Origin of the sequence: Haloferax sp. Atlit-48N, from assembly GCF_003383015.2 — an archaeon.
GTDB classification, from domain to species: Archaea; Halobacteriota; Halobacteria; order Halobacteriales; family Haloferacaceae; genus Haloferax; species Haloferax volcanii.
The window spans coordinates 2,530,813-2,554,716 of record NZ_CP137689.1; the positions used below are offsets into that span (position 1 = coordinate 2,530,813).

The following is a 23,904-nucleotide window of genomic DNA, read 5'->3' on the forward strand; positions in this document are numbered from 1 at the left end:
CCGGCTTACGCCGGGTTCTTCCGCGACAGCTCCATCCCGCAGATGGGACAGCGCTCTTTGTCCTCGTCGAACTCGCGGCCGCAGCCCTGACACTGGAACTTCCAAGTTCGCTGTTCCGCGATGCCGTCTTGGGCGATGACTTCGACGCCGACGTTGAGCCGTTCGGCGACGTTCTGCATCGCGTAGTCGTCGGTGACGAGCGTCGCGTCGAGTTCGAACGCGGCGGCGATGAGGCGCGTGTCGGTCTCCGAGAGCACGTCGCGGTCGCCGGTCTCGCCCGCGGCGCGGAGCACCTTGTCCACGGTTCCCTGTCCGGGGATGTGGACGTACATGCCCGCGCCTTCGAGGGCGTCGAAGCGGAAGGCGTGCTCGCCGGTGAGTTCTTCTTTGACGAGGGGAATCGAGGCCGTCTCGTCGTCGGTGTGGTACTCGTGGATGAACGCAGACGCGTCGAGAATCCGCATTGAGAATCTATCCTGAATCTACCGTTGGACGACGATGTAATCCTTGACCGCCTGCACGCGATTCACCGGGACTCGGAACCGTCCGTGGTCGTCCTGGTCGAACGAGACGCGTCCGGGGGAGATTTGCTCGTTCGGCTGGACGAGCAGGTCGTGCAGCTCGCCCGATTTCATATCCATCGTGATGTTGTACAGCATCCCGAGCTCCGTCCCGTCCGAGCCCATAACGGCCTTTCCGGAGAGGTTCTCGGCGAGTATGTCGGCCATACACACCCCTTCCTCGTCGGTTCACATAAACGGTACGGGCACGTCTGACGAGCGGCCGACGAACCCCCCATCCCGCCTGCGGGCCGCGAGAACAGTCGACACGGCAAATCTGTGGGATTCGTGCGCGCGGCCGTGACGATGGACTTAACTTGAGTCACCGACTCGATTCCGGTAAGAGCTTTCTCCGGGGCGATTCTTCATGTCCGACACTGATTCGACGTCACAATCCGATACGCTTCGCACACCCATCGTGGCCGTCCTCGGCCACGTGGACCACGGGAAGACGAGTCTTCTCGACAAGATTCGCGGCTCCGCCGTCAGCGAGGGTGAGGCCGGTGCTATCACCCAGCACATCGGCGCGACCGCGGTCCCCTTAGACACCGTCTCGCAGATGGCCGGCAGCCTGGTCAAACCCGAGGACTTCGACCTCCCGGGGCTGTTGTTCATCGACACGCCGGGGCACCACTCCTTCAGCACCCTCCGCTCGCGCGGCGGGGCGCTGGCCGACATCGCCATCCTCGTGGTCGACGTGAACGACAGCTTCCAGCCGCAGACCGAGGAGGCAATCGACATCCTCAAGCGGACGGGGACGCCGTTCATCGTGGCCGCGAACAAGATAGACACCACGCCGGGCTGGAACCCCCAAGAGGGGGCACCCATCCAGAAGACCTACGAGGAGCAGTCACAGCGCGCGCGCTCGAAACTCGACGAGAAGCTGTACGAGATTATCGGTGAACTCTCCGACCGGGGCTTTTCCTCCGACTTCTACTGGCGCGTCCAGAACTTCCAGTCCAACATCGGCGTCGTTCCCGTCTCCGCGCTCACCGGCGAGGGGATTCCGGACCTGCTGGGCGTCCTGATGGGCCTCTCGCAGCGCTACATGAAAGACGAGATGGCCATCGACGTGGCCGGTCCCGGCTCCGGGACGGTCCTCGAAGTCAAGGAGGAACGCGGCTTCGGCGCGACCCTCGACGTGGTCCTCTACGACGGGACGATTCGCGCGGGCGACACCGTCGTCGTCGGCGGCGCGAACGACCCCATCGTCACCGAGGTCCGCGCGCTCCTCCAACCCCGGCCGAACGCCGAGATTCGCACCGAAAAACGGTTCGACAAGGTCGAGGAGGTCCGCGCCGCGGCCGGCGTGAAAATCGCCGCGCCCGACCTCGAAGACGCGATGGCCGGCGCGCCGGTCCGCGTCGTCGGCGACCGCGACCTCGACGAGGTCGTCCGCGAGGTCGAAGCCGAACTCGCGGACATCGAGGTCACCACGGAAGAAGAGGGCGTCGTCGTCAAGGCCGACACCCTCGGCAGCCTCGAAGCCATGGCGAACGCCTTACAGGAGGCCGAAGTGCCCATCCTCCGCGCCGAGGTCGGCGACGTGGCCCCGCGCGACGTGGCCGTCGCCTCGACCGCCCGCGAACCCGAACACAAGGTCATCCTCGGGTTCAACGTGGACGTGCTCTCGAACGCCGAGGCCGAACTCGACAAGAACGACGTGAAACTGTTCGAAGACGACGTTATCTATCAGCTCGTCGAGGAGTACGAAGAGCACGTCGAGGAGATGAAGCGCGCCCAACAGGAGACGATTCTCGACAAAATCGTCCGCCCGTGTCGGTTCCGCATCCTCGAAGACCACGTCTTCCGACAGAACAACCCCGCCGTCGTCGGCGTCGAAGTCATGTCCGGGACCATCAAGAACAACATGAACGTCGTGAAGTGGGAAGACGGCGAGCCCAACCGCGTCGGCCAGCTCTCGGGCATCCAGGAGAACGGCGAGGACGTGTCGAGCGCCCGCGCCGGCTCGCGCGTCAGCGTCGCCATCGACGGCCCGACGGTCGGCCGCCAGATAGCGGAGGGCGACGAGCTCTGGATCGAACTCCCCGAGAAGCACGCGAAGATTCTCGAACAGGAGCTCCGCGACGACATCCCCACCGACGAACTGGAGGCGCTGTCGGGCTACCTCGAAAAACACCGCCGGCGCGACCCCTTCTGGGGGAAGTAGGCGACTAACCGCGCCCCGATTGTTCCGTTGGTTCACCGCACCCGTGAGCCGCACGGCCCTCCCGTCGGGCGAAATAGCTAATATTCACACGTTCGTATTCGCCGCCGAGTGGTATCATGCGCACACGAACATCCCATAGCGACAGCATCGTCTCGGAAGCGACGCGGTACGACGCCATTCTCGCGACACTACCGCTCCCGCTCGTCGTCGGTGCGGCGGTCGGCGCGCTCTCGCCGCTCCCGATTTCGCCCGTCGTGGGAACGAGCGGCCTCGTCTCGGCGGCCGTGCTCGCCTACGGGTTGTTCGTTGCGACACCGAAATCGGCGGCGGGTCCGACCAGCGGCCCGGGCGCGTCCGCCGAGACCGACGCCCCGCTCGACGGCGTCACCACTCGCGTCCGCGACGACGCCGGTCGGAACCGCCGTCGCGGGAGCGTCTGAGCGGAGTCGCTCGCTCGCCTTGCGCTCAGGGGCGGTTCCACTCCCAGAACCAGTACGCCGCGCCGAACAGCATCAGCCCCGCGCCGAGAGCCGAAGTCGCCGGTTCGGGGAAGACAAACAGCAGGAAGCCGACGATGATGAGCGTCGTCGGGCCAATCTCGTCCGCGTAGCCGAAAAGCGAAACCATACCTCTCTTTCGACCGCCTCCGTGAAGTGTATTGTTCTCGTTCTGAACTGACGAGAGTACGAGCTGAAACGAAGGACGAGACGACGAAGCAACGACGAGAAATCGGTCGGCAGGTCACAACGGCGCGTCAGTGGCCACTCGGACCCCGACGGCAACGGGGGTGGTTCGGGGTTACCGAGCGGCGGGGGTGAGGTCGTCTCCGACGGCGCTCATCACCTGAAACGCCGCGGTTGCGGCTAGCCCGCGGGCGACCTCATTTCGGTCTTCGTCGGTGAGTCCGGCGTCGAGTTCGTCGGCGTCCGGCGAGAAGCCGGCGCTGACGGGGTGGCCGACCGGCGGGTGGACGGCCACGGTGGCGAGCGGCCCGGTCGACCCGGTCGAGAGCTCCGACCCGACGGCGAAGCCTTCGGGGAGGTACGACTCCGTCCGCGAGACGATACCGGCGACGGCCCGCCGGAGCGCGTCCATCTGGTCGACGGTCAGTTCTCGGTCGGCCGACGCCTGGCCGGCCCCAGTCACGCCGGGAGCGCCCGCATATGGGTTGTTCCCGTTCATCAGTCGTCTGCGATACGGGAAGGACGTGTAAAAAGCCGTCGTCGGTCACCGACGCGGCGGGCGAATCGAAAGCGGATGACGACGTGGTGACGACGCCGTCAGGCCGGTCGCGGAAGCGAGACGGTGACGACGGTCCCGTGGGACTTCGGCGTGGAGATGTCGAGCGACCCGCCGGAGGCGTCGACGATGGCGCGGACCAGCCAGAGGCCGACGCCGCTGGTGTGCGAAAGCGGCGTCTCCGAGCCCGAAAGCAGGGCCTCGCGCTCGGCGTCCGGGATGCCGGGACCGTTGTCGGTGACGGTCACCCCGACGACCTCGCCGAGCTGCCAGACGCCGACGTGTACCTCCGGGTCGTCGCAGTCGGAGTGGACGACGGCGTTATCGAGTAGTTCTGCGATGCTCCGCGGGAGCGCCGGGTGCGCCCGCGCGACGAGCGTCTCCGGCGAGGCGACCGAGACCTGTACCGCCGGGTACTCCATTTCGAGGTCCTCGACGGCGTCTGTGACCGCAGACGTGAGGTCGACGTCGACCTCGTTCCCCTCCGCGAGCTCGACGGTCCTGAGGAGCGCGACCTCGTCGCTTACCTCGACCAGTCGGCTCGCTCGCTCTCGAATCGCCTCGACGGGGTCGGTGTTCGCGTCCGCGTCGTCCCGCGGCTCGACCAGTTCGGCGTAGCCGAGAATGGCGGTGCAGGCGTTCCTGATGTCGTGTCTGAGGATTCGATGGAGGACGCTCGTGTGGGCGAGCGTCGACTCCAGTTGCTCGGAGGTCCGGTCCAGTTCGGACTGGCTCCGGTCGACGAGAACGTACACCAACAGCGCCGACAGGACGACGAACAGCCATCCCTTCACCGTCTGGATGAGGTCGTGGTTGGGGAGCCCCGCCACGAGACTGTCGCTCGTCGCGACCCAGAGGAACCCGAAGGCGGCGTAGATGAGCGCCACTCGCCTCGGGGACAGGTCGAACGGCGCATCACCACTCATGCCCGAGCAATACTCACAAACGCTGATGAGTCCGTCGGTCAGCGCGGCGTGTCAGAAGACGGACTCGCTTTGCCCGTAGGCCGCGACCGTGACCGCGGTGGTGTAGCCCTCGCCCTCGTGCGTGCCGGTGGTGAGCGCGACTTCCTCGTCATCGAACGACCACTCTCGGAGGTTCCGGCCCGCTTCGAGGCCGTCGATGACGGCCGCGCGGACGCTGTCTTCGTCGGTTCCGGACGCCTCGTAGAACAGCCCGGGACCGGAGCCGGTCGCCCAGCCGAGGCCGGCGACGACCGTCTCGCCGGGCGTCGCGGTGGTCTCGCGGGCCTGCACCACGGTCAGTCGGTTGCCCGCCGGGCCGAGGTCGGGAGCCACGTCGACCGCCTCGACGGTCGCGTCGGCGGGGACGACCGACGAGACGGCGACGAGGTTGTAGTTGTGGATGTTGGCGGCGGCGAGCGCGGCGTCGTACGACGCCATCTCCGTGGGGGCGGTGCCGACCCCGCGGACGACGCGAATCGTGTTCATGTCCGAACTCTCGCGGCGGCGGAAAAGGGGGTTACGAATAGCGGCGCTCGAAAGCTGGGGAATGGGTGGCGTCCGTGACCGCCCCCGGCGGCGGTGGTCCCCGGCCGCCGACCTCAGTACTGGTAGTCCGTGAAGCCCGAGATGGGGCCGGTACCGGACTCGTCGACGTTCGAGAGCTTCTCGTGGGCGGCGTCGAAGTCCGCGCCCGTCACCTCGGTCCGGCCGTCGCGGATGGCGAACATCCCGGCCTCGGTCGTGAGCGACGCGATGTCCGCGCCGGAGTAGTCGTCGAGTTCCTCGGCGAGCGCGTCGAGGTCTACGTCGTCGGCGACGTTCATGTCGCGGGTGTGGATGTCGAGGATGTGGCGGCGTCCCTCGACGGCGGGCTTGGGCACCTCGATGAGGCGGTCGAACCGGCCGGGCCGGAGGATGGCCTCGTCGAGCATGTCGAAGCGGTTGGTCGCCGCGATGATGCGGATGTCGCCGCGGTCGTCGAAGCCGTCCATCTCCGAGAGCAGCTGCATCATCGTGCGCTGGACCTCGGCGTCGCCGGAGGTCTTCGAGTCCGTCCGCTTCGAGGCGACGGCGTCGATTTCGTCGATAAAGATGACCACCGGTTCGCGCTCGGCGGCGAGCTTGAACAGGTCGCGGACCAGCCGCGCGCCCTCGCCGATGAACTTCTGGACGAGTTCGGAGCCGGCCATCTTGATGAACGAGGCGTTGGTCTCGTTGGCGACGGCCTTCGCGAGCATCGTCTTCCCGGTGCCCGGCGGGCCGTAGAGGAGCACGCCCGACGGCGGGTCGATGCCGACCTCAGCGAACATCTCGGGGTTTTCGAGGGGTTGTTCGACCGCCTCGCGGACCTCGCGGACCTGCTCGTCGATGCCGCCGATGTCGTCGTAGGTGACCGTCGGTGACTCGACGACCTCCATCGCCTGCGCCCGCGCGTCCGTCTCGTCGTCGAGGACGGTCTGGACGGCGAACGAGTCGTTGATGGCGACGCGGTCGCCGGGCTCGATGTCGTCGATGTTCAGGCTCGGTGCGAACTCGGTCAGGACCTCCTGGTTGTTGCCGTGCTGCTTGATGATGACGCCGTCGTCGGTCAGCTCCTCGACCGTGGCGATGTAGTACGAGGCCGTCTTCAGCGCCTCGTTGCGCGCTTTCATCTGGTCGACCTCGTCGACTAACTCGGCGTGGCGGTCATCGGCATTCTGGAGCCGCTGGTCGAGTTCGCGGTTGACGTCGACCATGCGTTCGAAGTGCTGGCGGAGTGCAGACAGCCGCTCTGCATCCGACATCTCGGGGTCCAGATCGAGATGAGGACGTTCCGGGAGAGATGGACTCCGTGACATCAGTGATTGGCCTCACTTAGGTATGCGCGTAAATGTGCCTTTGGGTCAGAGAACCCGACTGCCGCGCTCGAAGCGGCTTTAGGTGGCGGCGGTCCCGTGGCGCTCGCTCGCGGCGGCGAATCGCAGGCCGGCAGCGCGACGCCGCGGCTCACGGGCACGAGCGGGTCGCAGGAACGCGCTGTCGCAGGAACGCGCGAAGCAACGAAGACGAAGATGTGGAAGGAGGAAGTTGCGGAGGTTCGGTGTGTACAGGTCGCCCCTCGTTTCGGCCCGACATGCCCTCCGCGAGAAGGGATACGACGCCCATCGACTTGAAAGGAATTCGTCATCGCCGAGAACGTCCCGTAAATCGGGATGTCGGTATTCATCCGGTAGTATCCGGCGAGCGACCGCTTCCGAGAGTCGCGGTCGGCGGTCGTCAGCGGGTCCGTTCGCCCTGATAGCTGCCGTCGTAGGTCTCGTCGTGAGTCGCGTCCGCGAGGACGATTTGGGCGACGCGCGCGCCGCGTTCGAGTTCGACCGGGTGGTGGACCTCCAAGAGGCCCTCGCCTTTCCCCTCGTAGCCGGCGTCCCAGACGGCCGTGTTCAGCATACAGGAGTTCCGCATGAGCGACGACCGCGGGTAGATGAAGCCGACGTGGTCCTCTGGGATGTGGACCGTCTCGGCGTACTGGAGGACGTAGCCGCCGGGGTCGAGTCGGTACGTCTCGGTGTCCGGGTCGGCGCAGTCGAGGGCGCGGCGCTCCCCCACGGTCTTTCCCTCGCGACCGAGGCGACCCGGTTCGACCTGTTCGAGGACCGCTTCGAGCGTCAGGTCGACGCCGTTGGGTTGGACCTGTTCGGCCGTGACCGGCGAGATGTGCTGTGCGACGAACGAGCCAGCGCGGTGCATATCCGAACCCCGGCCAGCGGGCGCAAAACTGTGCCGAACCTCGGCCGTCATCACCGCCTGAACGCCACCCCGATTCCCGCGCCGCGACGGGGCCGAAACACGCCCGCGGTGGGGGCGGTGACGACCCCCGCGGTGACCAGTCACATTGGAGAACCAACAAGGAGTTTAATGGCCCTTAGACGCTAGAAATCCAGAGACGGCGCTATCGTTCACGTTCGAAGATAGGGAAGTACGCGGGATTTATATCCGAGGACCATCGACGTTCGGGTGTTATGGGACAGACGCTCACGGAAAAGATTCTCTCGGACCACCTCGTCGAGGGTGACCTCACCCCCGGAGAGGAGATCGGAATCGAAATCGACCAAGTTCTGATGCAGGACACGACCGGGACGATGGTCTGGCTCCAGTTCGAGGCGCTCGACCTCGACGAGGCCCAGACCGAACTCGCGGCCCAGTACTGCGACCACCAGACCTACCAGTTCGACTTCAAGAACACGGACGACCACCGCTTCCTCCGTTCCGCGGCCGGGACATATGGTGCCCACTTCTCCCGCCCCGGTAACGGTATCTGCCACAACGTCCACAAGGAGAACTTCGCCGCGCCCGGCAAGACGCTCCTCGGCTCGGACTCCCACACGCCGACCCCCGGCGGCCTCGGCCAGCTCGCCATCGGTGCCGGCGGCCTCGACATCGCCGTCGCCATGGGCGGCGGCGCGTACTACGTCGAGATGCCCGAAGTCGTGAACGTCCGCCTCGAAGGCGAGCTCCCCGAGTGGTCCTCCGCGAAGGACGTCATCCTCGAGATGCTCCGCCGCGAGACCGTCAAGGGCGGCGTCGGCAAGGTCTTCGAGTACACCGGCCCCGGTGCTGAATCGCTCACCGTGCCCGAGCGAACCACCATCACCAACATGGGGACCGAACTCGGTGCCACCTCGTCGCTGTTCGAGACCGACGAGAAGACCAAAGACTACCTCGAACGTCAGGGCCGCGGCGACGAGTACGTCGAGCTGACGGCCGACGACGACGCCGAATACGCCGACGAAATCGTCATCGACCTCAGCGAGCTCGAACCGCTCATCGCCTGCCCGTCGATGCCCGACAACGTGGTGCCGGTCCGCGAAGTCGCCGGCGAGACGGTCGAGCAGGTCCTCGTCGGGTCCTGTACCAACGGCGGCTACGAGGACGTCCTCCCGGCCGCGAAGATGGTCAAGGACCAGGAGGTCGCAAAGCACCTCGAGATGATCGTCGCGCCCGGTTCGAAGCAGGCCGGCGAGATGCTCGCCCGCGAGGGCTGGACGGCCGAGATGATGGCGGCCGGCGTCAACGTCTCCGAGGCGACGTGTGGCCCGTGTATCGGTATCGGCCACGTCCCCGCCTCCGACTCCGTCTCGCTGCGCACCTTCAACCGCAACTTCGAGGGCCGCTCGGGCATCGAAGACGACAACGTCTACCTCTGTTCGCCGCAGGTCGCCGCCGCCGCGGCGCTCAAGGGCGAAATCGTCGACCCGCGCGACCTCGCCGACGAGCTCGGCCTCGACGCCCCCGGCGTCGAACTCCCCGACAAGTACGACGGCTCGAAGACGGACCTCATCTACGCCGACGACGCCATCGACGACGAGCTCATCAAGGGCCCGAACATCGGCGAAGTTCCCCTGCAGGACCCCCTCGGCTCCGACATCTCGGGTGAGACCCTCCTGAAGATGGAGGACAACATCACGACCGACCACATCATCCCGGCGACGTCCGACATCCTCAAGTTCCGCTCGAACATCGAGCGCCTCTCGGACTTCACGCTCTCGCGCGTCGACGAGACGTTCGCCCAGCGCGCCAAGGAAGCCGGCTCCGGCGTCCTCGTCGCGGGCGAGAACTACGGTCAGGGCTCCTCGCGCGAACACGCCGCGATGTGTCCGATGTACCTCGGCATCGAGGCCGTCCTCGCGCAGTCGTTCGCTCGCATCCACAAGGCGAACCTGTTCAACTTCGGTATCGTCCCCCTCGCAATCGACGAGGAGACGTACGAGAAGATCGAGCAGGGCGACGACGTCGAAATCGTCGACGACGTTGCCGACGCCGTCGAATCCGGCCAGGAAGAGTTCACCATCCGCGTGAACGACGACTGGGAAGCGACGGCGAACCTGCACGCCTCCGAACGCGAGCGTCGTATCCTCACCGCCGGCGGCAAGCTCCCCCTCACGAAGCAGCAGGCCGAGGGCGGCGCTGCCCCCGCGGACGACTGAACGCGACCGACACCACCTTCTCACTTTTTCGCGCGGCGAGCGGCGGCCATCGCGCGGCCGGCGGGGGGACCCGCCCGCGACCGTGAGCGTTCCTCCCGATTCCCGCAGGCCCGTGCCGTCGGGCTTTTGCGTGCCAACCACGTAGCGCCGGGCGTGACGGCGTTCGACGACGCGCTCGCCGACGACGCGGTCGTCAGGCGAGTCGACCGGGCGGACCTCCTCGACGTGCTCCGCATCGAGCGGACCTGTTTCTCCGAGCCGTGGCCGTACTCCGCGTTCGAGATGTTCGTCGACGAGCCGGCGTTCCTCGTCGCCGCCCGCGGGGACGAGGTGCTCGGCTACGTCGTCGCCGACGTGATGCCCAACCACGGCAACGACATCGGCCACGTGAAGGACCTCGCGGTCCGCCCGGCGGCCCGCGGCAACGGCCTCGGCCGGCGGTTGCTCGTCCGGTCGCTGACGGCGATGGCCATCGCGGGCGCGACCGTCGTGAAACTCGAAGTCCGCGCCTCGAACGAGCCGGCAATCGGCCTTTACCGGAGCCTCGGCTTCGAACCCGCCCGCCGGGTGCCGAGCTACTACGGCGACGGCGAGGACGCGTACGTCATGGTCCTCGACGTAGCCGAGTGGCAAAGCGCTTGACAGGACCGCAGACGGTCGAACGAGGGCTTATCACGACGAGCCGCGTACACGAGTTGTGTTACCGCCCCCCACCGTCCTCTGTGTGAGTGACGACGACGCGTTCGCGGCGTCGCTCGACTCGTCGCTGTCGTCGCTCGACGAGACGACGGTCGTCCGCCACGTTCGCACCCCCGCCGCGGCGCGCGCGGAGCTCGTCGCCGCCGCGGCCGTCTCGTGTGTCGTCTTCACCGCACCCACGACGACCGGTGACGAGGGGGCGTTCGTCCGCGACATCTACGCGCAGGGTATCGACATCCCGGTCGTCGTCGCGGCCGCCGACCGCGAGGTCGCGGCGCGCGCGGTCGAAGCCGGCGCGACGGACTACGTCGTCCGCGACGACGACCCCGAGACGATGCCGTGGCTGGCCTTTCGCGTCGAGCGGGCGCTCGGCGAGTGCAGCCTCGCACGGGACCACCGAGACCGCATCGAACAACAGCGCGTCGTCTCGGAAGTCGGCACGCGGGCGCTGACCGCCGCCGACCTCGACTCGACGCTCGACCACGCCGCGCGTCGCGTCCGCGACGTGCTCGACGCGGACTCCGTCACCATCTTCGAGGGGCTCGACGACGGCGCGTTTCGCGTCGCCGCCGCCGCGGGCTGGTCGGCGGACCGGAGTCACGGACCCGCCGCGGTCGGATGGACGCAGGCGGCCGAGACCTACCGGACCGGCCGTTCGACGCTCGTCGACGACTTCGACGCCGACGAGCGCTTCGAGCGCGCGGCCGACGGCCCCCCGTCGGGACCGAAAAGCGGGATGAGTGCGGCCATCGGCGGCGACGGGACCTGCTGGGGGGTCATCAACGTCCACGGCGTCGCCTGCGGGCAGTTCTGCGACGACGACGTGCTGTTCTTGGAGAACATCGCGGCCGTCGTCGGCGCGGCGAGCGAGCGTCACGAGCTCAAAGGGGCGCTCTCGGAGGTGTTAGCGCGGATGGACGAGGCGGTGATGGGGTTCGACGCGGACTGGCGGGTCACGTACGTCAACTCGACGGCCGAACACGGACTCGGGATGTCCGCCGCGGCGGTGCTGGGGACGCGCATCTGGGACTCGGTCCCCGAGGCGAGCGTCTTCCGCGAGGAGTTCGAGCGCGCGATGGAGCGACAGGAGCCCGCGACCTTCGAGACCTACTACGAGCGCCTCGAAACGTGGTACGCGGTTCGGGCGTACCCCTCCGAGACGGGGCTGTCCGTCTACTTCACCGACATCACGGAGCGGTTGGAACACGAGGTCGAAGCCGAGCAGTACGGGCGGATGCTGGCGGCCGTCGCCGACGCGGTGTACGCGCTGGACGACGAGGGGCGGTTCGCGGCCGTCAACCCGGCGTTCGAGCGGCTCACCGGACTCGACCGCGACCGCGTCATCGGCTCGTCGACGGCCCTGCTCGCCCAGCACGCCACCGCGACCGACGGGAGCGACGAGGCGTTCGCGGCCACGTCGCGAGGCATCGTCGAACTCGAACTCCGGACGCCCGACGGCGAGGTCGTCCGGGTCGAGAACCACCGAACGCCGCTCGTCGTCGGCGGCGAGGAGGTCGGCTCGGTCGGGGTCCTCCGCGACGTGACGAAGCGACACCGCTACGAGCGCCTGCTGGCGACGCTCCACGACCGGACCCGCGAGATGATGGGCGCGACCGACAGACAGACCGTCCTCCGGGCGGCCGCCGACGCCTGCGACGAGGTGCTCGGTGACGCCCGAACCGAACTGTTCGTCTTCGACGAGGCGGACACGAGCCTCGTCCGCGTGGGCGCGGCGGGGACCGGCCTCGGCGACAAACCGCTCGACGGCGGCCTCGACCGCGGCGGCGTCTGGGACGCGTTCGTCTCCGGCGAGGTCCGCGTGGTCGAACTCGCGCCCGACGGGGGCGTCGTCGACGGCGTCGAGCGCGTCATCGCCGCGCCGCTCGGTCGCCACGGCGTGCTCGTCACCGGCCATCCCGGCACCGTCGCGCCGAACGAGGTCGACGTGGAGCTCGTGAACCTGCTTTCCGCGACCGTCGAGGAGCTGCTCGAACGCATCGACGCCGAGGCGGAGCTCCGCGAGCGCGACCGCCGGCTCGAAGCCCAAAACGAGGCGCTCACCCGGCTCGACCGAATCAACGAGACCATCCGGAACATCAACCAGTCGCTCATCCGCGCGCCGACCCGGGGCGCGGCGCTGTCGGAAGTTGCCGAACACCTCGTCGACACCGACGGTATCACGGTCGTCTGGCACGCCGAGGTCAGCGACATCGACGAGGCGTACCGCCCGCCGAGCGACGCGGTCCACGGCGCGGACACCGCCTACGCCGACCGGCTCGGTGAGGTGGCGACCGCGGACCCGCTGTGTTCGCTGCTCGAAGCCGCCGTGGAGAGCCGAGAGAAACAGGTGGTCGCGGACGTGCTCGACGACCCCGCGTGGGCCGACCACCGCGGCGACGCCCTCAGCTACGGGTTCCGAGCCATCGCGGTCATCCCCGCGGTCGCTGACGGCCAAGTGGAGGCGCTGTTCGTCGTCCACGCGACCGGGGCGAGCGCCTTCGACGACGACGGCCTGCTCACCGAACTGGGGGAGTCGGTCGGCTACGCGCTCGCGGCCACGGGGCGCGCCGACGCCATGTTGACCGAGCGCCGGACGAGCGTACAGGTACGGCTCGGCGGCGACCGGCTGTCGATATCGCGGCTCGCCCGGCGGGTCGGCCGCGCGGTGAGTCTCAGCGGCGTCATCCCGCAGTCCGACGGCTCGGTCATCGCGTTCGTCGCCAGCGACGCGGAGCCCGAGGACGTCGTCGCCGCCGGGGGAGATATCGCGACGCGCGTGCGCCACGTCTCGACCGACGACTCGGGGTCACTGTTCGAACTCCGACTCCCGCGGGAGTCGCTGTTCGAGACGCTGTACGCCTCGGAGGCGACGCTCCGCGCGCTCGACGCGACGCCCACCCAGACCACGCTCACCGCCGAGGTTCCGACGCGCGTCCGAGTCCGGTCGTTCGTCGACGCGCTCGACTCGAACTACCCCGGGACGAGTCTGCTGTCGCGGCGGACCGCCGCCGGGGCCGAGTCGCCCCAGACGTTCGCCGCCGAGATGCGCGCGGCGTGGACGAGCCGCCAGCACGAGTCGATTCGGGCGGCCCACCTCGCCGGCTTCTACGAGTGGCCGCGCCGCAGCACCGCCGAGATGCTCGCCGAGACGTTCGACATCAGCGCGCCGACCTACCAGTACCACCTGCGCGCGGCCGAGCGAAAACTGGTCGAACGCGTCTTCGAGTGACGACGTACCACGTGTAGACCAGCGATACCAACTGATTTTCAGTTACGGTTCTAGGTACCTAGAGGTGGCGCGCGCGTCACCACTAGTTGGATAGCAGCGACCGATATACCCGCGAGCGTCATCGGTGCGGATGTCGGCGAGGCGCCGGCGCGAACCGAACCATGGACGAAACTCGCGTGTTACCGGGCAACGATGTGGGATGGAATACGGGGTCGACCGACGAGGTCGTCGCCCGACACGACTGGAGCGGACGAGACACTCGGCGGTGACGGTCGTCACCGCGACCGCTCAACTGCACGGCGTGGACGCCATCGACCTCCCACCGCTGTCCGAGGCTATCGACCCCGACGCGCTCTGTCAACTGTTCGCCCCGCTGGCGCGGGTGGCGGCGACCGACGGCGGCACTCGCGGGTCGATAGCGCCCGCTCGCGGTCGAATCGGGTTCCGGTACGCTGCCTGCGACGTGACCGTATGGGCCGACGGCACGGTCATCGTCACGCCCGCCTGACGCATCGACACACGAACGAATCGGTAATCCCACCACCACAACCACCACACGACGCGGCACTCCACGGGGGTGCCGCGACTGCCGACCGCCGCCCGCACCCACCACCACCATCACCACGCGGGCGAGGCGGCTCCATTTCTTTCGAGACCGACGCCGACGACGCTGACGCGCTGCGACGCGCCGCGACACGGTGCGCCGCAACGCGACGCGGCACGGAACGACGCGAGAGTGCGACGGGTTTTGGTACACAGAGCCGCTACCGGCGGGCATGGGATACGCCTGTCCGGTCTGCGACGCGCCGCAACGCGACGAGACGCACCTCGCGAACCACCTCGCGTTACAGGCCATCGTCCACGGCGACGACCACGAGACGTGGCTGGACGAACACGCCCCCGAGTGGGCCGACCTGAACGCCGACTCGCTCGGCCCGCTCGTGGCCGACCTCGCGGAGGAACGCGAGTTCGACGAGGTGTTCGAAGACACGGTCGACCGCACGGGCGGCCCCGGCCATGCTCACCCGCACGGACAGGAACACGGCCACGACATCCCCGACCGACAGCCGCAACCGTTCGGCGGGGCCGGCGGGTCGGAGTCGCTGTCGGGTGACGCCGCGCGCATCTTCGAGGAGGCGCAGTCGCTCACCCGCGAGATGGTCGCGGACGACGGCGAGGACGGCGAGAACGGCGAACGTGAGGACGCGCCGCGGGACGGCGACGACGCCCGCGACGCCACCGATGCCGACGACCGCGGCGAGGAGACCGACGGCGCGGACAGGAAAGAGTCGTAAGTCCGGACCCCGAACCGACTGGCGATGGAAACCCACGGGACGATTGCGCCGGCGTCGCTCGACGAGGCCGAGGCCGCCTTCGACCGCGTCGGACCGACCGCACAGGTGGTCGTCCGCGAGACGGCCAAGGCGATGGAGTTCGACCGCGAGGAGTACAGCGAACGCGTCACCGGCGACGTAATCGAGACCGTCCGGAACGCGCTGTTCGCGGAGTCGCTTTCGGTCACGGTCGGCACGCGCGCCGAGTTCGACGACTGGCGTTCGACCCACGAGGAGTACGAACTCGTCGAACTCGGCAACCCCGACGTAGAGCGCGTGGCGTGGCACGCGGTCCCCTTCGCGGAGACGGTGCTGGCGACGACGTTCCAAAACGAGGAGGACGCCGCCGTCAGCACCCTCCGGCGCAACGCCTTCGGCCGCGTCTACCGCGACGTGCTGCTCGGAGAGGAAGCCGAGGGCGACGACGACGCGTCGGCCGGAGCCGACGACGACACCGCGACCGACGCCGCAGGGACCGACGGCGACGCGACCGGAGCGGACCGATGACCGACGACGGCCGCCGACACGAGCGCCTGCCCGACCCCGAGTGGCGCGTACTGGAGTCCGAAACCGAGTACGACACCGGCTGGTTCACCGGCGGCTACGACCTCGTCGAACAGCCCAACGGAACCACGAAGCGCTACTACTGGGCCGAACTGGCGACCGCGGTCGTCGTCGTCGCGGTCGCGGACGACCACGTCGTCTTCGTCGAGCAGTACCGGCCGAACATCCGCCAGACGCAGCTCGAACTGCCCGCGGGCGTCGTCGAGAAGGGCGAGTCGTTCACCGACGCCGGGGTGCGCGAACTCCGCGAGGAGACGGGCTTCGCCGCCGACTCGGCGTCGGTCATCGGCGACGTGTGGTGTTCGACGGGCGTCCTCCGGCACCGCCGCGGCTTCGTCTTCGCCGAGGGCCTCACGCCGGTCGAGCGCGACCTCGACGACAACGAGTTCCTCTCGGTCCGCGCCGTGCCGGTCGAGGAAGCCATCGAGCGGGCGACCGAACCGCCGACGAACGACGCGACCGTCGAGGGCGTGCTCTTCGCCCGCGACGAGGGCCTGCTGTAAATGGTCGACGAGGTCACCCCCGCAGCAGTCGAAGAACTCCTCGCCGGCGAGGACCCGCCGCTCGTCGTGGACGTGAGCACGGAGGCGGAGTTCGCGCTCGGGCACGTGCCGGGGAGCATCAACGTCCCGCTTTCGAACCTCGTTTCGCATCTCGACCGCGTCGCGGGCGCAGAACGCATCGTCACCGTCTGCCCGCGGGGCGAGGCGAGCGTGCAGGCCGTCCGCCTGCTGTCGGCCTACGAGGGGACCGAAGACGCCCGCATCCAGAGCATGGCCGGCGGGCTCGCGGCGTGGGACGGCCCGCTCGAAGAGGGCCTCGACGAGGGTGCGGACGGCGACGAAGAAGACGGCGACGAGAGGAACTGAACGGCGTCGCTGGGCGGTGACGCGACTGGAGACGCGAACGGTCGGGGAATTGGCGGACTAACGGCTCGCGCGCGCTGGCTTGCTTCGAAAAAATCTCGACGGCGGGCTAACTCAGAGGTCGGTCACGCGACGTTGAACCCCTTTTCGCGGAGGAAGTCCTCCACGCGGCCGCGGTGGTTGCCTTGGAGTTCGATGGAATCGTCTTCGACGGTTCCACCGCAAGCGAACTTCGACTTGAGGTCCGACGACAGGCTGTCCATGTCGACGTCCCTCGGGTCGAATCCCTCGATGACTGTAACCTCTTTTCCGTAGCGGCGCTCGTCGATGCGGATGACTATCTCCTGAGACTCTTTCGCCACGTCCTCGCAGACGCAGAGCTCTTCAGGGAGCCCGCACGTCGAGCAGACTTCCGACATTACAGTGTGGACCTACAAGATGGGGATATTAAACAGTATCGGGAGGCGGGGTCGCCGTCCGCGCCCTCAAGCGCCCGAGTCGTCCGTGGACGACGTTTCCGATTCGTCGTCCGTCGTATCGTCGTCGGTCGCGGTCGTATCGTCGTCGGACCGCTCGTCGGCGGGGGGTACCGCGACATCGCTCCCGTCGGCGTCCTTCGCCCGCTTGTCGTTCCCGGGCGGCGTCTCCGGGGCGTTGCCGCGGTCCGGGCCGTCGGCGGCCCCGTCGGATTCGCCACCGGCCACATCGGTCACGGTTCCGTTAGTTGCGTTTCCGTCGGTCTCGGTTCCGTTGGTCGCGTTCCCGGCGTCGGCGCGGGCGTCCGCGGCGCGGTCGCTCGCCTCAGAACGCGAGTTTCCCGGGGCGTCACTCCGCCCCGCGTCGTCGGGTCGTCCGCCGGCGTCGGTTTCCGTCTCGTTTGCGGCGCGCTCGCGGCCGATGCCCTTGCCGGGGTTCCCCGCGATTCCGCGGGCGATTTCGGCCACTTCGGGGCCGGTGAGTTCGCTCGCGTTCGTGCGGAGCCGGTCGAGTTCGGCCGTCTCGACGCCGCGGGCCGAGAGCTCTTGGGCGGGGACCGTCGAGGCGGCGTCAGTCGTCTGGTTCAGCATACTCCGAGTGCGCTCGATGTCGGCGACCGTCCGGGTCAGTCGCGCGCGGTACTGGCCCTCGGAGAGCGTCCCGTTTTCGCGCTGGGCTTCGAGGCGGTCCCTGCGCTGTTCGAGTTCGGTGAGGCGCTCGCGGACCGTCTCGACCTGCGTGGCCACGACCGCGGCCTTCGAGGCGTTCGAGTTCGCGTTCGCGAAGCGCGCGTCGAAGCTGCGGCGTTCGAGTTCGCCGTTGGTCTCCGAGCCCTGTACGCCGATGACGGCGGACAGGCGCTGCCCGGGAAGCGTCTCCGACGACGCGGCGCTGTCGTTGCCCGCCGTGTCGGTGGTCGCGCTGTCGTTCGCGGTCGTCTGTGCGACGGGCGCGGCGACCGAACCATCGGTGGCCGCGGCCGCCATTCCCGTCGGTCCGGCCGAGGCGGCGAGAGCGAGCGGTGCGCCCACCGTCGCCAGCAACACGGCGGCAGCGACGGCGAGCACAGCGGTTCGTCGACTCATCACCCTCGTTTTGGAACTCCGTTCCGATATAAGCGTGCGGTCGTGCCCCCGAATCAACCCCAGTCAACGGCAGTTTGAGAGTCGCGTTCGGGGCGACGCCGTCTCCCGATTAGGAACTGACCACCGACCGAAACGGTCGTAAGAAATTTATACCCCGTTCGAGTCGCCGTCGCCGTCGGGGGCGTCCGCGCCTCCGTCGTCGTCTTCGGGCAGTCGCAGGACGTTCTCGCGGCCGAGGCGGAAGCCCTCGATGGTCCCCTCGTCGCGCATCCCGCGGACGACCTTGCTCGTCTTCGCGTCGGTCCAGTCGAGCGCGCCGGCGACCTCCTGTTGCTTGATGCGCCCCCCGCGGGACTCGATGAGCCGGAGGACGCGCTCTTCGTTGCTGAGGAGTTCCGGCGGCGGACTCGGCTCGCCGTCGTCGCCGGACTCGTCGGCGACCGCGTCGGGGTCGTCGGCAGCCGCGTCGGCGTCGCCCGCGCTCGCGGAAGTCGCCTCGGCGGACACTCCGGCGTCTGTCTCGCCAGCCGCGTCTGCGCCGGCGTCGCCGTCGCCGCCGAGCGCGCCCCGCGAGCGGAGATAGACCGCGCCGGCACCGACGAGAACGACGAGCGCGATGAGCGCGGTCGTCGTCGGGAACGGGTCGTCGCCCGCGGCGGGCGTCTCGGAGTCGCCCGGCGTCGGTGTGGGCGTGGGCGTCGCCGAGGGTTCCGAGCCGCCAGCGCCGCGTTCGAGGACGACGTTTGGCTCGCCCGAGACGAACTCGGTCTGGGTGCCGCGCCAGATGACCGCGTTCTCGCGGGTCTCGTCGCCCGCGGGCTCGACGGTCGTCGCGCCGTAGTCGTCGGGCCACGAGAGGATGAGCCGGGAGCTACTGTCGAGGAAGAAGCCCTCGATGGCGTCGCCGACGACGAGTCGGTCGCCGTCGACCGCCGCGAAGTTGGACCACTCGAAGGAGTAGCTGACGACGCCGAAGCTATCGGGGAGCGACCGCGTCTCGGCGGCGACCGAGACGTTCGTCGCGGCCATCTCCCGGCCGGTGGCGTTCTCGGCGGCCCCGACGGTCGAGGCGATGCGCTCCGCGAACGCCGCGGTGTAGTCGTCGGGATTGGCCCGCACGTCGTCTTGGAGCGACCGGAAGGCCTCGGTCGTGTTCTCGTCGTCGAGCCGGGTCCAGTACTGAATCTCCCAGCGGGCGTCGCCGCGCTCGGAGACCTCGACGACGATTCGCGTGCTGTCGGGTTCGACGCCCTGCTGGACGAGCGGTTCGACGCCCGGACCGCTCGCGGTGCTCTCCTGTGCGGCCGCGGTCGGCGCGACCACGGCGAGCACGCAGAGGGCGGCACACAGGAGTGCGAAGACAGCGTCTCGTGTCGCCATTGGGCGTTCGTGCGAGCGCACGCAGAAAAAGTGACGCGGTTCTTCGTGCCGCTCAGTCCGTCCAGCGTCTGACGAGCGGCAGACGACCGCGGACGACGGCGTTCGCCGCGGCCACGGCCTCGTCGGCGTCGGCGCGGGTGACGCCGTCGCCGTACTTCGCGCGCTCGTAGAGGCGGCCGACCTGTCGGGTCCGCTCGTCGACGCCGACGCGGGACAGCGAGTCGAGATACGCCCTGACCGTCTCGCCGGGGCGACGCGGCCGGTACTCGCGTTCGAGGGCGAGTTCGAGGCGGTCGTACGCCCGGAACACGTCGGCGGCCGGCGAGTCGGTGCGCCGCTGGTACGCCGCGGTCGCAAACCGGAGGTGCGCCGGGAGCCGCGTTCGCCTGACGCCGGCGGCGACGCCGAGGAGGCCGACGAGACCGACGAACAGCGTCTCCCGAGACGGCAGTTCGGGGAGGAGGCCGCCGCCCTCGTCGTCTTCGGCCGCGCCGTCGCCCGCGGGGGTGACGCCGAGGCGCTCGTCGATACCGGGGCCCGGCGGGCTGCCGCCGGCGGGCGTCGCGTTCGTCTCGGTCCCGTTTTCGGTCGGCGTCTCGGTGTCGGTCGCGGTCGGCGTGGGCTCGTCGGTCTCGTTGGACTCGGCGTCCGTCTCGTCGGTGTCGATGCCCGTCTGGCCCTCGTCGCGGGCGTCGCTGAGCGTCGTCGATTCCGCGTCCTCTCGGGGGCCGGCGGGCGTCGGGTCGAAGCGCACCCAGCCGGTGTCCTCGAAGTAGACTTCGACCCACGCGTGGGAGTCGAGGCCGCGGACGACGTAGCGGTCGTCACCGACCTGCTCGCCGGTCGTGTAGCCGGTGACGAACCGCGCGGGGACGCCCTCAGAGCGGAGGAGCACGACCATCGTCGAGGCGTAGTAGGTGCAGTAGCCGGCGTCCATCTCGAAGAGGAACGACTCGGCGATGTCGCCGTCGGGTCGAGACACCCGAAGCGAGTACTCCTTGTTGGCTTCGAGCCACTCCTCGACCGCGACGGCCTTGTCGTAGGGCGTCTCCGCGTCGCCCGCGATTTCGGCGGCGCGGTCGCGAACGCGGTCGGACGTGCTGTCGGGCAGCGCGAGATACCGCTCGCGTATCTCGTCGGGGTAGTCGGTTCCCGTCCGCCGGAGCGACGCCGCGGTGTGCTGCGGGACCTCGCTCGTGACGTTGTAGGTCTCCCCGATTTCGACGGTGCGGTCGGGCCGGAGGTTCCCCTGTTGAGTGACGAGCGTCTCGTTTTCGACCTCGCCGGAGACGGCGACGGGCCGCCACGCCGCGGGCATCGAATCGAGCGGCGTCGCCGGCGTGACGGTTTGGCGGACCAGCCGCGAGGGGCCTTCGGGACCGGTCAACCGGCCGCCCTCGTAGTCGCGGGTGTCGCCGGTCCTGACCCAGCCGTCGCCGGTGTAGCGGTCGAACGTCGCGGTCTGCCAGTAGTCCGGCGAGGTGCTCTGGACCTCGAAGCGGACCTGCGGCGAGAGACTGATGCTCCCGACGATTGAGATGCGGTCGTCCGCGCTCACGAGGCTGGCTTCGACGGTCGGCTCCTCGGCCACGCCCCCGTCGGGGATGACCGGCGACCCGCCCGCGCCGGGGAGGACCGTGACGGTAGCAGAGAGCACGACCATCGCGGCGAGGACGATTGTCAGCACGTCGAGTTGGCCGCCGGCGCTCCCGAAGCGGTCGATGCCGTCGAAGCCGACCGCGGCCATGCCCGCGCCGACGCCGAGGAGCGTGAGCGTCCCCGTCGCATCGGTGGTGAGGACGAACAGGCCGAGGCCGCTCCCGGCGACCGCGACGGCCGGCGCGATTCGCCCGCGGACCGCGAGATACCACGCGAGGAACACCGGGCCGGGCGTCACCGCGAGCGCCCACACGTCGGCCGACAGGAGCCGGAGCGCCGAGAGGCCGCTGAGGAGCGCGAACGTGTCGGCCAGGAGGCGCTCCGGCGAGAGCAGCGCGACCTGGCTCTCGGGGAGCGCGAGGAAGTACGCCGCGAAGCCGCCGCCGGCGATGAGAACCGCGAGGCCGAGCGCGTAGCGGGGGCGGAGTGTCCACCCCACCACGGTGGCGAGGCCGAGCGTCCCCGCAGCGAGGAGGACGAACTGGTCGCGGCGACCCACGACGTCCGTGATGTCGTAGACGACCGCGAGGAACGCGCCGATGAGGACCAACGACGCCGCCGTGGCGAGGAGGCCCGCGGGGACGCCGAAGACGGTGTTCGTCGAGCCGGCAGAAGCAGACGACGACTCGCCGGCGACCGTCACGCCGACACCCCCGAGTCGGGTCGGCGGGTTCCGACGCGACTCGCCGGATTCCGGTTCGACCCACCCACTGCGTCGCCGTCGGCGCGCAGGCGGTCGAACGTGGTCTCGCGGCCGCCGAGCGCGACCCGGGTCTTCCCGGCGTCGCCGCTGACGACGACCGCGGCGGTCTCGTCGGGGACCGACCCCGAGCGGAGCCGCGAGAGGTGGCCGAGGACGCGCCGTCGGTCGCCGGGCGCCGCCTCGACGACCCCCGCGGGCGAGGTGAGGTGGACCGGAACCCCGGCGTCGAGGAGCGCACAGCAGAGCGCCGCGGCCGCCTCCGCCGCGTCGTCCTCGTGGCCGTCGGTCGCGCCGGCCGAGACGCGCACCGCGTCGGCCGTGACCCGGTCGGCGTAGGCTTTCACCACGAGGTCGCCGGACTTGGCGCTCGACTTCCAGTGGATGTCGCGGAGCGGGTCGCCGGGGACGTACTCCCGCAGGCGGTCGAACTCGGCGCGCTCGTCGGTTCGCCCCGCGTCCGCGAGTGCCGAGAGGTCGCGGCGGGCGGTCGCGCCGAGCGACCGGACCCGCGGGAAGACGAGCACTTCGGTCGTCCCGCCGGCGGTGAACGACGTCGAGAACAGGCCGAGGATGTCGCGGGCGACGACGGTCGCCGGACCGAGCGTCGCCGGGCCGCGACCGCGGTAGGTCACTTCGTAGTCGATGCGGCCGTCACCGACGACCGAATCGACCGCGGTGTCGCCGTCGAGACCGGGCGAGAGCGCGTCGGTGACGGTGGCCGGAAACGGCCGGTCGGCGTCGATATCGAGCGAGACGGTGTGGGTCTCGCCGGGGAAGCCGTCGTCGGGCGCGACGCGTTCGACGCGGGGCGGCGAGACGCGCCAGACCTGCACCGCGCCGACGACGAGGCCGACGGCGACCGGGACGACGACGGCGTTGAGCGCCCGCGGGCCGTAGGCGACGGCGTTGGCGACGCCGACGACCACGACCGCGACGGCGACCCAGCCGCGGAGGGTGAGCCGCATCGGTCTCACTCGACCGGGACGGTGTCGAGCGCCCGCTGGACCACGTCGCGGCCGGCGCGCTCGTCGGTCGTCCGAATGCGGTGGGCCCAGACGCTCCGCACCTCGCGTTGCACGTCGTCGGGGACGACGTAGTCGCGGGCGTCGAGTGCGGCGCGGGCCTGCGCGGCGCGGACGAGGGCGATGGAGCCGCGGGGGCTCACGCCGAGGTCGGCGCGCGCTCTGGTGTCGGCGGCGAGCCGAGAGACGTAGCTGCGGACCGGCTCGCTCACCGTCACGTCGAGGATGCGCTCGCGGGCGTCGCGCACGTCGCCCGCCGATGCGACGGGTTCGAGCGACTCGATGGGATGGTGGCCCGAGACGCGGCCGAGCAGTTCCGTCTCCTCGGCCTCGTTGGGGTAGCCGAGGTGAATCTTCTTCATGAACCGGTCGAGTTCGGCCAGCGGGAGGTCGTACGTCCGGTCGGGTTCCACGTCGTTCTGCGTGGCGATGACGGTGAACGGGTCGGGGACGCGGCGGGTGACGCCGTCGACGGTCACCTGAAGCTCCTCCATGACTTCGAGGAGCGCGGCCTGCGTCTTCGGCGGCGCGCGGTTTATCTCGTCGCCGAGGACGACGTTCCCGAAGACCGGTCCCTCGCGGAACTCGAACTCGCTGGTCTGTTGGTTGAACACGTTCACGCCCGTCACGTCGGACGGGAGGAGGTCGGGCGTGAACTGGATGCGCTCGAACTCCCCCTCTATCGAGGTGGCGATAGCGCGGGCGAGCATCGTCTTGCCGACGCCCGGCACGTCCTCCAACAGGAGGTGGCCGCGGGCGAACAGCGCCACGATGATGTCTTCGATGGCGTCGTGGTGGCCGACGATGACCCGTTCGACGTTCTCGGAGATTCGTGTCGCGAGGTCCGACACCGCCTCGACCGAGGGCGCGGGGTCGAAGTCGGCGTCTGCATGTGCATCAGTCATTGATATCCCGGATGCCCCGCCGACCGTCCGCACCGCCGACGGGTCTCTGCGTGTTAGTATTGCCTCAGCCTACCTAACCT

23 protein-coding genes and 1 pseudogene are annotated in these 23,904 nt (G+C 69.2%); 10 read left to right on the forward strand and 14 right to left on the reverse strand.

Going from position 1 to position 23,904, the window contains the following annotated elements; genetic code table 11:
• Nucleotides 1–5 precede the first annotated feature (5 nt).
• Together DEQ67_RS13430 and DEQ67_RS13435 are read right to left on the reverse strand one after the other, a co-directional pair.
• Nucleotides 6–464 carry an NOB1 family endonuclease gene (locus DEQ67_RS13430; RefSeq protein WP_004062937.1) on the reverse strand — a complete coding sequence of 153 codons (459 nt, stop codon included), beginning with the start codon at nt 462–464 and terminating at the stop codon, nt 6–8.
• Nucleotides 465–482: 18 nt separating this feature from the next.
• The gene (locus DEQ67_RS13435; protein WP_004041843.1) at nt 483–728 is read right to left on the reverse strand and encodes a PRC-barrel domain-containing protein; all 246 of its coding nucleotides are present in this window, start codon (nt 726–728) and stop codon (nt 483–485) included.
• Nucleotides 729–927: 199 nt separating this feature from the next.
• Between DEQ67_RS13435 and infB the strand changes: the two genes are divergently transcribed.
• Together infB and DEQ67_RS13445 are read left to right on the forward strand one after the other, a co-directional pair.
• Complete coding sequence (infB, locus tag DEQ67_RS13440) at nt 928–2,730, forward strand: translation initiation factor IF-2 (protein WP_049916525.1); 1,803 nt, start codon at nt 928–930, stop codon at nt 2,728–2,730.
• 116 nt (nt 2,731–2,846) lie between these two features.
• The gene (locus DEQ67_RS13445; RefSeq protein ID WP_006601143.1) at nt 2,847–3,170 is read left to right on the forward strand and encodes a hypothetical protein; all 324 of its coding nucleotides are present in this window, start codon (nt 2,847–2,849) and stop codon (nt 3,168–3,170) included.
• A gap of 25 nt (nt 3,171–3,195) precedes the next feature.
• On the opposite strand, the gene DEQ67_RS13450 is transcribed toward DEQ67_RS13445, so the two are convergent.
• The 6 genes from DEQ67_RS13450 to DEQ67_RS13475 form a co-directional block, all read right to left on the reverse strand.
• On the reverse strand, nt 3,196–3,357 hold the full coding sequence (locus DEQ67_RS13450; RefSeq protein ID WP_004062940.1) for a hypothetical protein: 162 nt from the start codon (nt 3,355–3,357) through the stop codon (nt 3,196–3,198).
• Between the two features lie 171 nt (nt 3,358–3,528).
• A complete protein-coding gene (locus DEQ67_RS13455) occupies nt 3,529–3,912 on the reverse strand; it encodes a DUF5811 family protein (protein WP_004062941.1) in 384 nt (127 codons plus the stop codon).
• Nucleotides 3,913–4,010: 98 nt separating this feature from the next.
• Entirely contained in the window at nt 4,011–4,856 is an 846-nt protein-coding gene (locus DEQ67_RS13460; RefSeq protein ID WP_004041839.1) for a sensor histidine kinase, read from the reverse strand.
• Between the two features lie 90 nt (nt 4,857–4,946).
• Nucleotides 4,947–5,420, reverse strand: a complete 474-nt coding sequence (locus DEQ67_RS13465; protein WP_004041838.1) for a pyruvoyl-dependent arginine decarboxylase — start codon at nt 5,418–5,420, stop codon at nt 4,947–4,949.
• A gap of 113 nt (nt 5,421–5,533) precedes the next feature.
• A complete protein-coding gene (pan2, locus tag DEQ67_RS13470; protein WP_049896234.1) occupies nt 5,534–6,772 on the reverse strand; it encodes a proteasome-activating nucleotidase Pan2 in 1,239 nt (412 codons plus the stop codon).
• Between the two features lie 418 nt (nt 6,773–7,190).
• Nucleotides 7,191–7,664: a deoxyuridine 5'-triphosphate nucleotidohydrolase gene (locus DEQ67_RS13475; protein WP_004041836.1), complete on the reverse strand. Its 474-nt coding sequence runs from the start codon at nt 7,662–7,664 to the stop codon at nt 7,191–7,193.
• 272 nt (nt 7,665–7,936) lie between these two features.
• Between DEQ67_RS13475 and DEQ67_RS13480 the strand changes: the two genes are divergently transcribed.
• The 8 genes and pseudogenes from DEQ67_RS13480 to DEQ67_RS13515 all read left to right on the forward strand — a co-directional run bounded on the left by DEQ67_RS13480 (nt 7,937) and on the right by DEQ67_RS13515 (nt 16,596).
• Nucleotides 7,937–9,901, forward strand: a complete 1,965-nt coding sequence (locus DEQ67_RS13480) for an aconitate hydratase (protein WP_115803227.1) — start codon at nt 7,937–7,939, stop codon at nt 9,899–9,901.
• A 153-nt stretch (nt 9,902–10,054) separates the two neighbouring features.
• On the forward strand, nt 10,055–10,543 hold the full coding sequence (gene rimI / locus DEQ67_RS13485; RefSeq protein ID WP_006601140.1) for a ribosomal protein S18-alanine N-acetyltransferase: 489 nt from the start codon (nt 10,055–10,057) through the stop codon (nt 10,541–10,543).
• 82 nt (nt 10,544–10,625) lie between these two features.
• Complete coding sequence (locus tag DEQ67_RS13490; protein WP_115861169.1) at nt 10,626–13,829, forward strand: bacterio-opsin activator domain-containing protein; 3,204 nt, start codon at nt 10,626–10,628, stop codon at nt 13,827–13,829.
• A 161-nt stretch (nt 13,830–13,990) separates the two neighbouring features.
• A pseudogene (locus DEQ67_RS13495) lies at nt 13,991–14,337 on the forward strand (HalOD1 output domain-containing protein).
• Nucleotides 14,338–14,605: 268 nt separating this feature from the next.
• A complete protein-coding gene (locus DEQ67_RS13500; RefSeq protein ID WP_115861171.1) occupies nt 14,606–15,124 on the forward strand; it encodes a DUF5810 domain-containing protein in 519 nt (172 codons plus the stop codon).
• Between the two features lie 24 nt (nt 15,125–15,148).
• Nucleotides 15,149–15,670: a DUF5809 family protein gene (locus DEQ67_RS13505; RefSeq protein ID WP_424020130.1), complete on the forward strand. Its 522-nt coding sequence runs from the start codon at nt 15,149–15,151 to the stop codon at nt 15,668–15,670.
• Nucleotides 15,667–16,230 carry an NUDIX hydrolase gene (locus DEQ67_RS13510; RefSeq protein ID WP_006601135.1) on the forward strand — a complete coding sequence of 188 codons (564 nt, stop codon included), beginning with the start codon at nt 15,667–15,669 and terminating at the stop codon, nt 16,228–16,230. Before DEQ67_RS13505 ends, DEQ67_RS13510 begins: the two co-directional genes overlap by 4 nt.
• Complete coding sequence (locus DEQ67_RS13515; protein ID WP_004062953.1) at nt 16,231–16,596, forward strand: rhodanese-like domain-containing protein; 366 nt, start codon at nt 16,231–16,233, stop codon at nt 16,594–16,596.
• Nucleotides 16,597–16,718: 122 nt separating this feature from the next.
• Here DEQ67_RS13515 and yciH read toward each other — a convergent pair whose 3' ends face one another.
• From yciH to DEQ67_RS13545, 6 genes are all read right to left on the reverse strand, one after another.
• A complete protein-coding gene (gene yciH / locus DEQ67_RS13520; protein WP_004041826.1) occupies nt 16,719–17,012 on the reverse strand; it encodes a stress response translation initiation inhibitor YciH in 294 nt (97 codons plus the stop codon).
• A 66-nt stretch (nt 17,013–17,078) separates the two neighbouring features.
• Nucleotides 17,079–18,155, reverse strand: coding sequence for a DUF7096 domain-containing protein (locus tag DEQ67_RS13525; protein ID WP_424020131.1), 1,077 nt, complete (start codon nt 18,153–18,155; stop codon nt 17,079–17,081).
• A gap of 147 nt (nt 18,156–18,302) precedes the next feature.
• Nucleotides 18,303–19,535, reverse strand: coding sequence for a helix-turn-helix transcriptional regulator (locus tag DEQ67_RS13530; RefSeq protein WP_424020132.1), 1,233 nt, complete (start codon nt 19,533–19,535; stop codon nt 18,303–18,305).
• Between the two features lie 52 nt (nt 19,536–19,587).
• The gene (locus DEQ67_RS13535) at nt 19,588–21,837 is read right to left on the reverse strand and encodes a transglutaminase TgpA family protein (protein WP_115861178.1); all 2,250 of its coding nucleotides are present in this window, start codon (nt 21,835–21,837) and stop codon (nt 19,588–19,590) included.
• Nucleotides 21,834–22,862: a DUF58 domain-containing protein gene (locus DEQ67_RS13540; RefSeq protein WP_115861180.1), complete on the reverse strand. Its 1,029-nt coding sequence runs from the start codon at nt 22,860–22,862 to the stop codon at nt 21,834–21,836. Before DEQ67_RS13540 ends, DEQ67_RS13535 begins: the two co-directional genes overlap by 4 nt.
• Before the next feature lie 5 nt (nt 22,863–22,867).
• On the reverse strand, nt 22,868–23,824 hold the full coding sequence (locus DEQ67_RS13545) for an AAA family ATPase (RefSeq protein ID WP_004062958.1): 957 nt from the start codon (nt 23,822–23,824) through the stop codon (nt 22,868–22,870).
• Between the last annotated feature and the right edge of the window lie 80 nt (nt 23,825–23,904).

What these genes read in the sequence shown, in the direction of transcription:
- DEQ67_RS13430 (WP_004062937.1), bottom strand. Translation starts at nt 464, where the DNA reads ATGCGGATTCTCGACGCGTCTGCGTTCATCCACGAGTACCACACCGAC.
- DEQ67_RS13435 (WP_004041843.1), bottom strand. Translation starts at nt 728, where the DNA reads ATGGCCGACATACTCGCCGAGAACCTCTCCGGAAAGGCCGTTATGGGC.
- infB (WP_049916525.1), top strand. Translation starts at nt 928, where the DNA reads ATGTCCGACACTGATTCGACGTCACAATCCGATACGCTTCGCACACCC.
- DEQ67_RS13445 (WP_006601143.1), top strand. Translation starts at nt 2,847, where the DNA reads ATGCGCACACGAACATCCCATAGCGACAGCATCGTCTCGGAAGCGACG.
- DEQ67_RS13450 (WP_004062940.1), bottom strand. Translation starts at nt 3,357, where the DNA reads ATGGTTTCGCTTTTCGGCTACGCGGACGAGATTGGCCCGACGACGCTC.
- DEQ67_RS13455 (WP_004062941.1), bottom strand. Translation starts at nt 3,912, where the DNA reads ATGAACGGGAACAACCCATATGCGGGCGCTCCCGGCGTGACTGGGGCC.
- DEQ67_RS13465 (WP_004041838.1), bottom strand. Translation starts at nt 5,420, where the DNA reads ATGAACACGATTCGCGTCGTCCGCGGGGTCGGCACCGCCCCCACGGAG.
- pan2 (WP_049896234.1), bottom strand. Translation starts at nt 6,772, where the DNA reads ATGTCACGGAGTCCATCTCTCCCGGAACGTCCTCATCTCGATCTGGAC.
- DEQ67_RS13475 (WP_004041836.1), bottom strand. Translation starts at nt 7,664, where the DNA reads ATGCACCGCGCTGGCTCGTTCGTCGCACAGCACATCTCGCCGGTCACG.
- DEQ67_RS13480 (WP_115803227.1), top strand. Translation starts at nt 7,937, where the DNA reads ATGGGACAGACGCTCACGGAAAAGATTCTCTCGGACCACCTCGTCGAG.
- DEQ67_RS13500 (WP_115861171.1), top strand. Translation starts at nt 14,606, where the DNA reads ATGGGATACGCCTGTCCGGTCTGCGACGCGCCGCAACGCGACGAGACG.
- DEQ67_RS13505 (WP_424020130.1), top strand. Translation starts at nt 15,149, where the DNA reads ATGGAAACCCACGGGACGATTGCGCCGGCGTCGCTCGACGAGGCCGAG.
- DEQ67_RS13510 (WP_006601135.1), top strand. Translation starts at nt 15,667, where the DNA reads ATGACCGACGACGGCCGCCGACACGAGCGCCTGCCCGACCCCGAGTGG.
- DEQ67_RS13515 (WP_004062953.1), top strand. Translation starts at nt 16,231, where the DNA reads ATGGTCGACGAGGTCACCCCCGCAGCAGTCGAAGAACTCCTCGCCGGC.
- yciH (WP_004041826.1), bottom strand. Translation starts at nt 17,012, where the DNA reads ATGTCGGAAGTCTGCTCGACGTGCGGGCTCCCTGAAGAGCTCTGCGTC.
- DEQ67_RS13525 (WP_424020131.1), bottom strand. Translation starts at nt 18,155, where the DNA reads ATGAGTCGACGAACCGCTGTGCTCGCCGTCGCTGCCGCCGTGTTGCTG.
- DEQ67_RS13530 (WP_424020132.1), bottom strand. Translation starts at nt 19,535, where the DNA reads ATGGCGACACGAGACGCTGTCTTCGCACTCCTGTGTGCCGCCCTCTGC.
- DEQ67_RS13540 (WP_115861180.1), bottom strand. Translation starts at nt 22,862, where the DNA reads ATGCGGCTCACCCTCCGCGGCTGGGTCGCCGTCGCGGTCGTGGTCGTC.
- DEQ67_RS13545 (WP_004062958.1), bottom strand. Translation starts at nt 23,824, where the DNA reads ATGACTGATGCACATGCAGACGCCGACTTCGACCCCGCGCCCTCGGTC.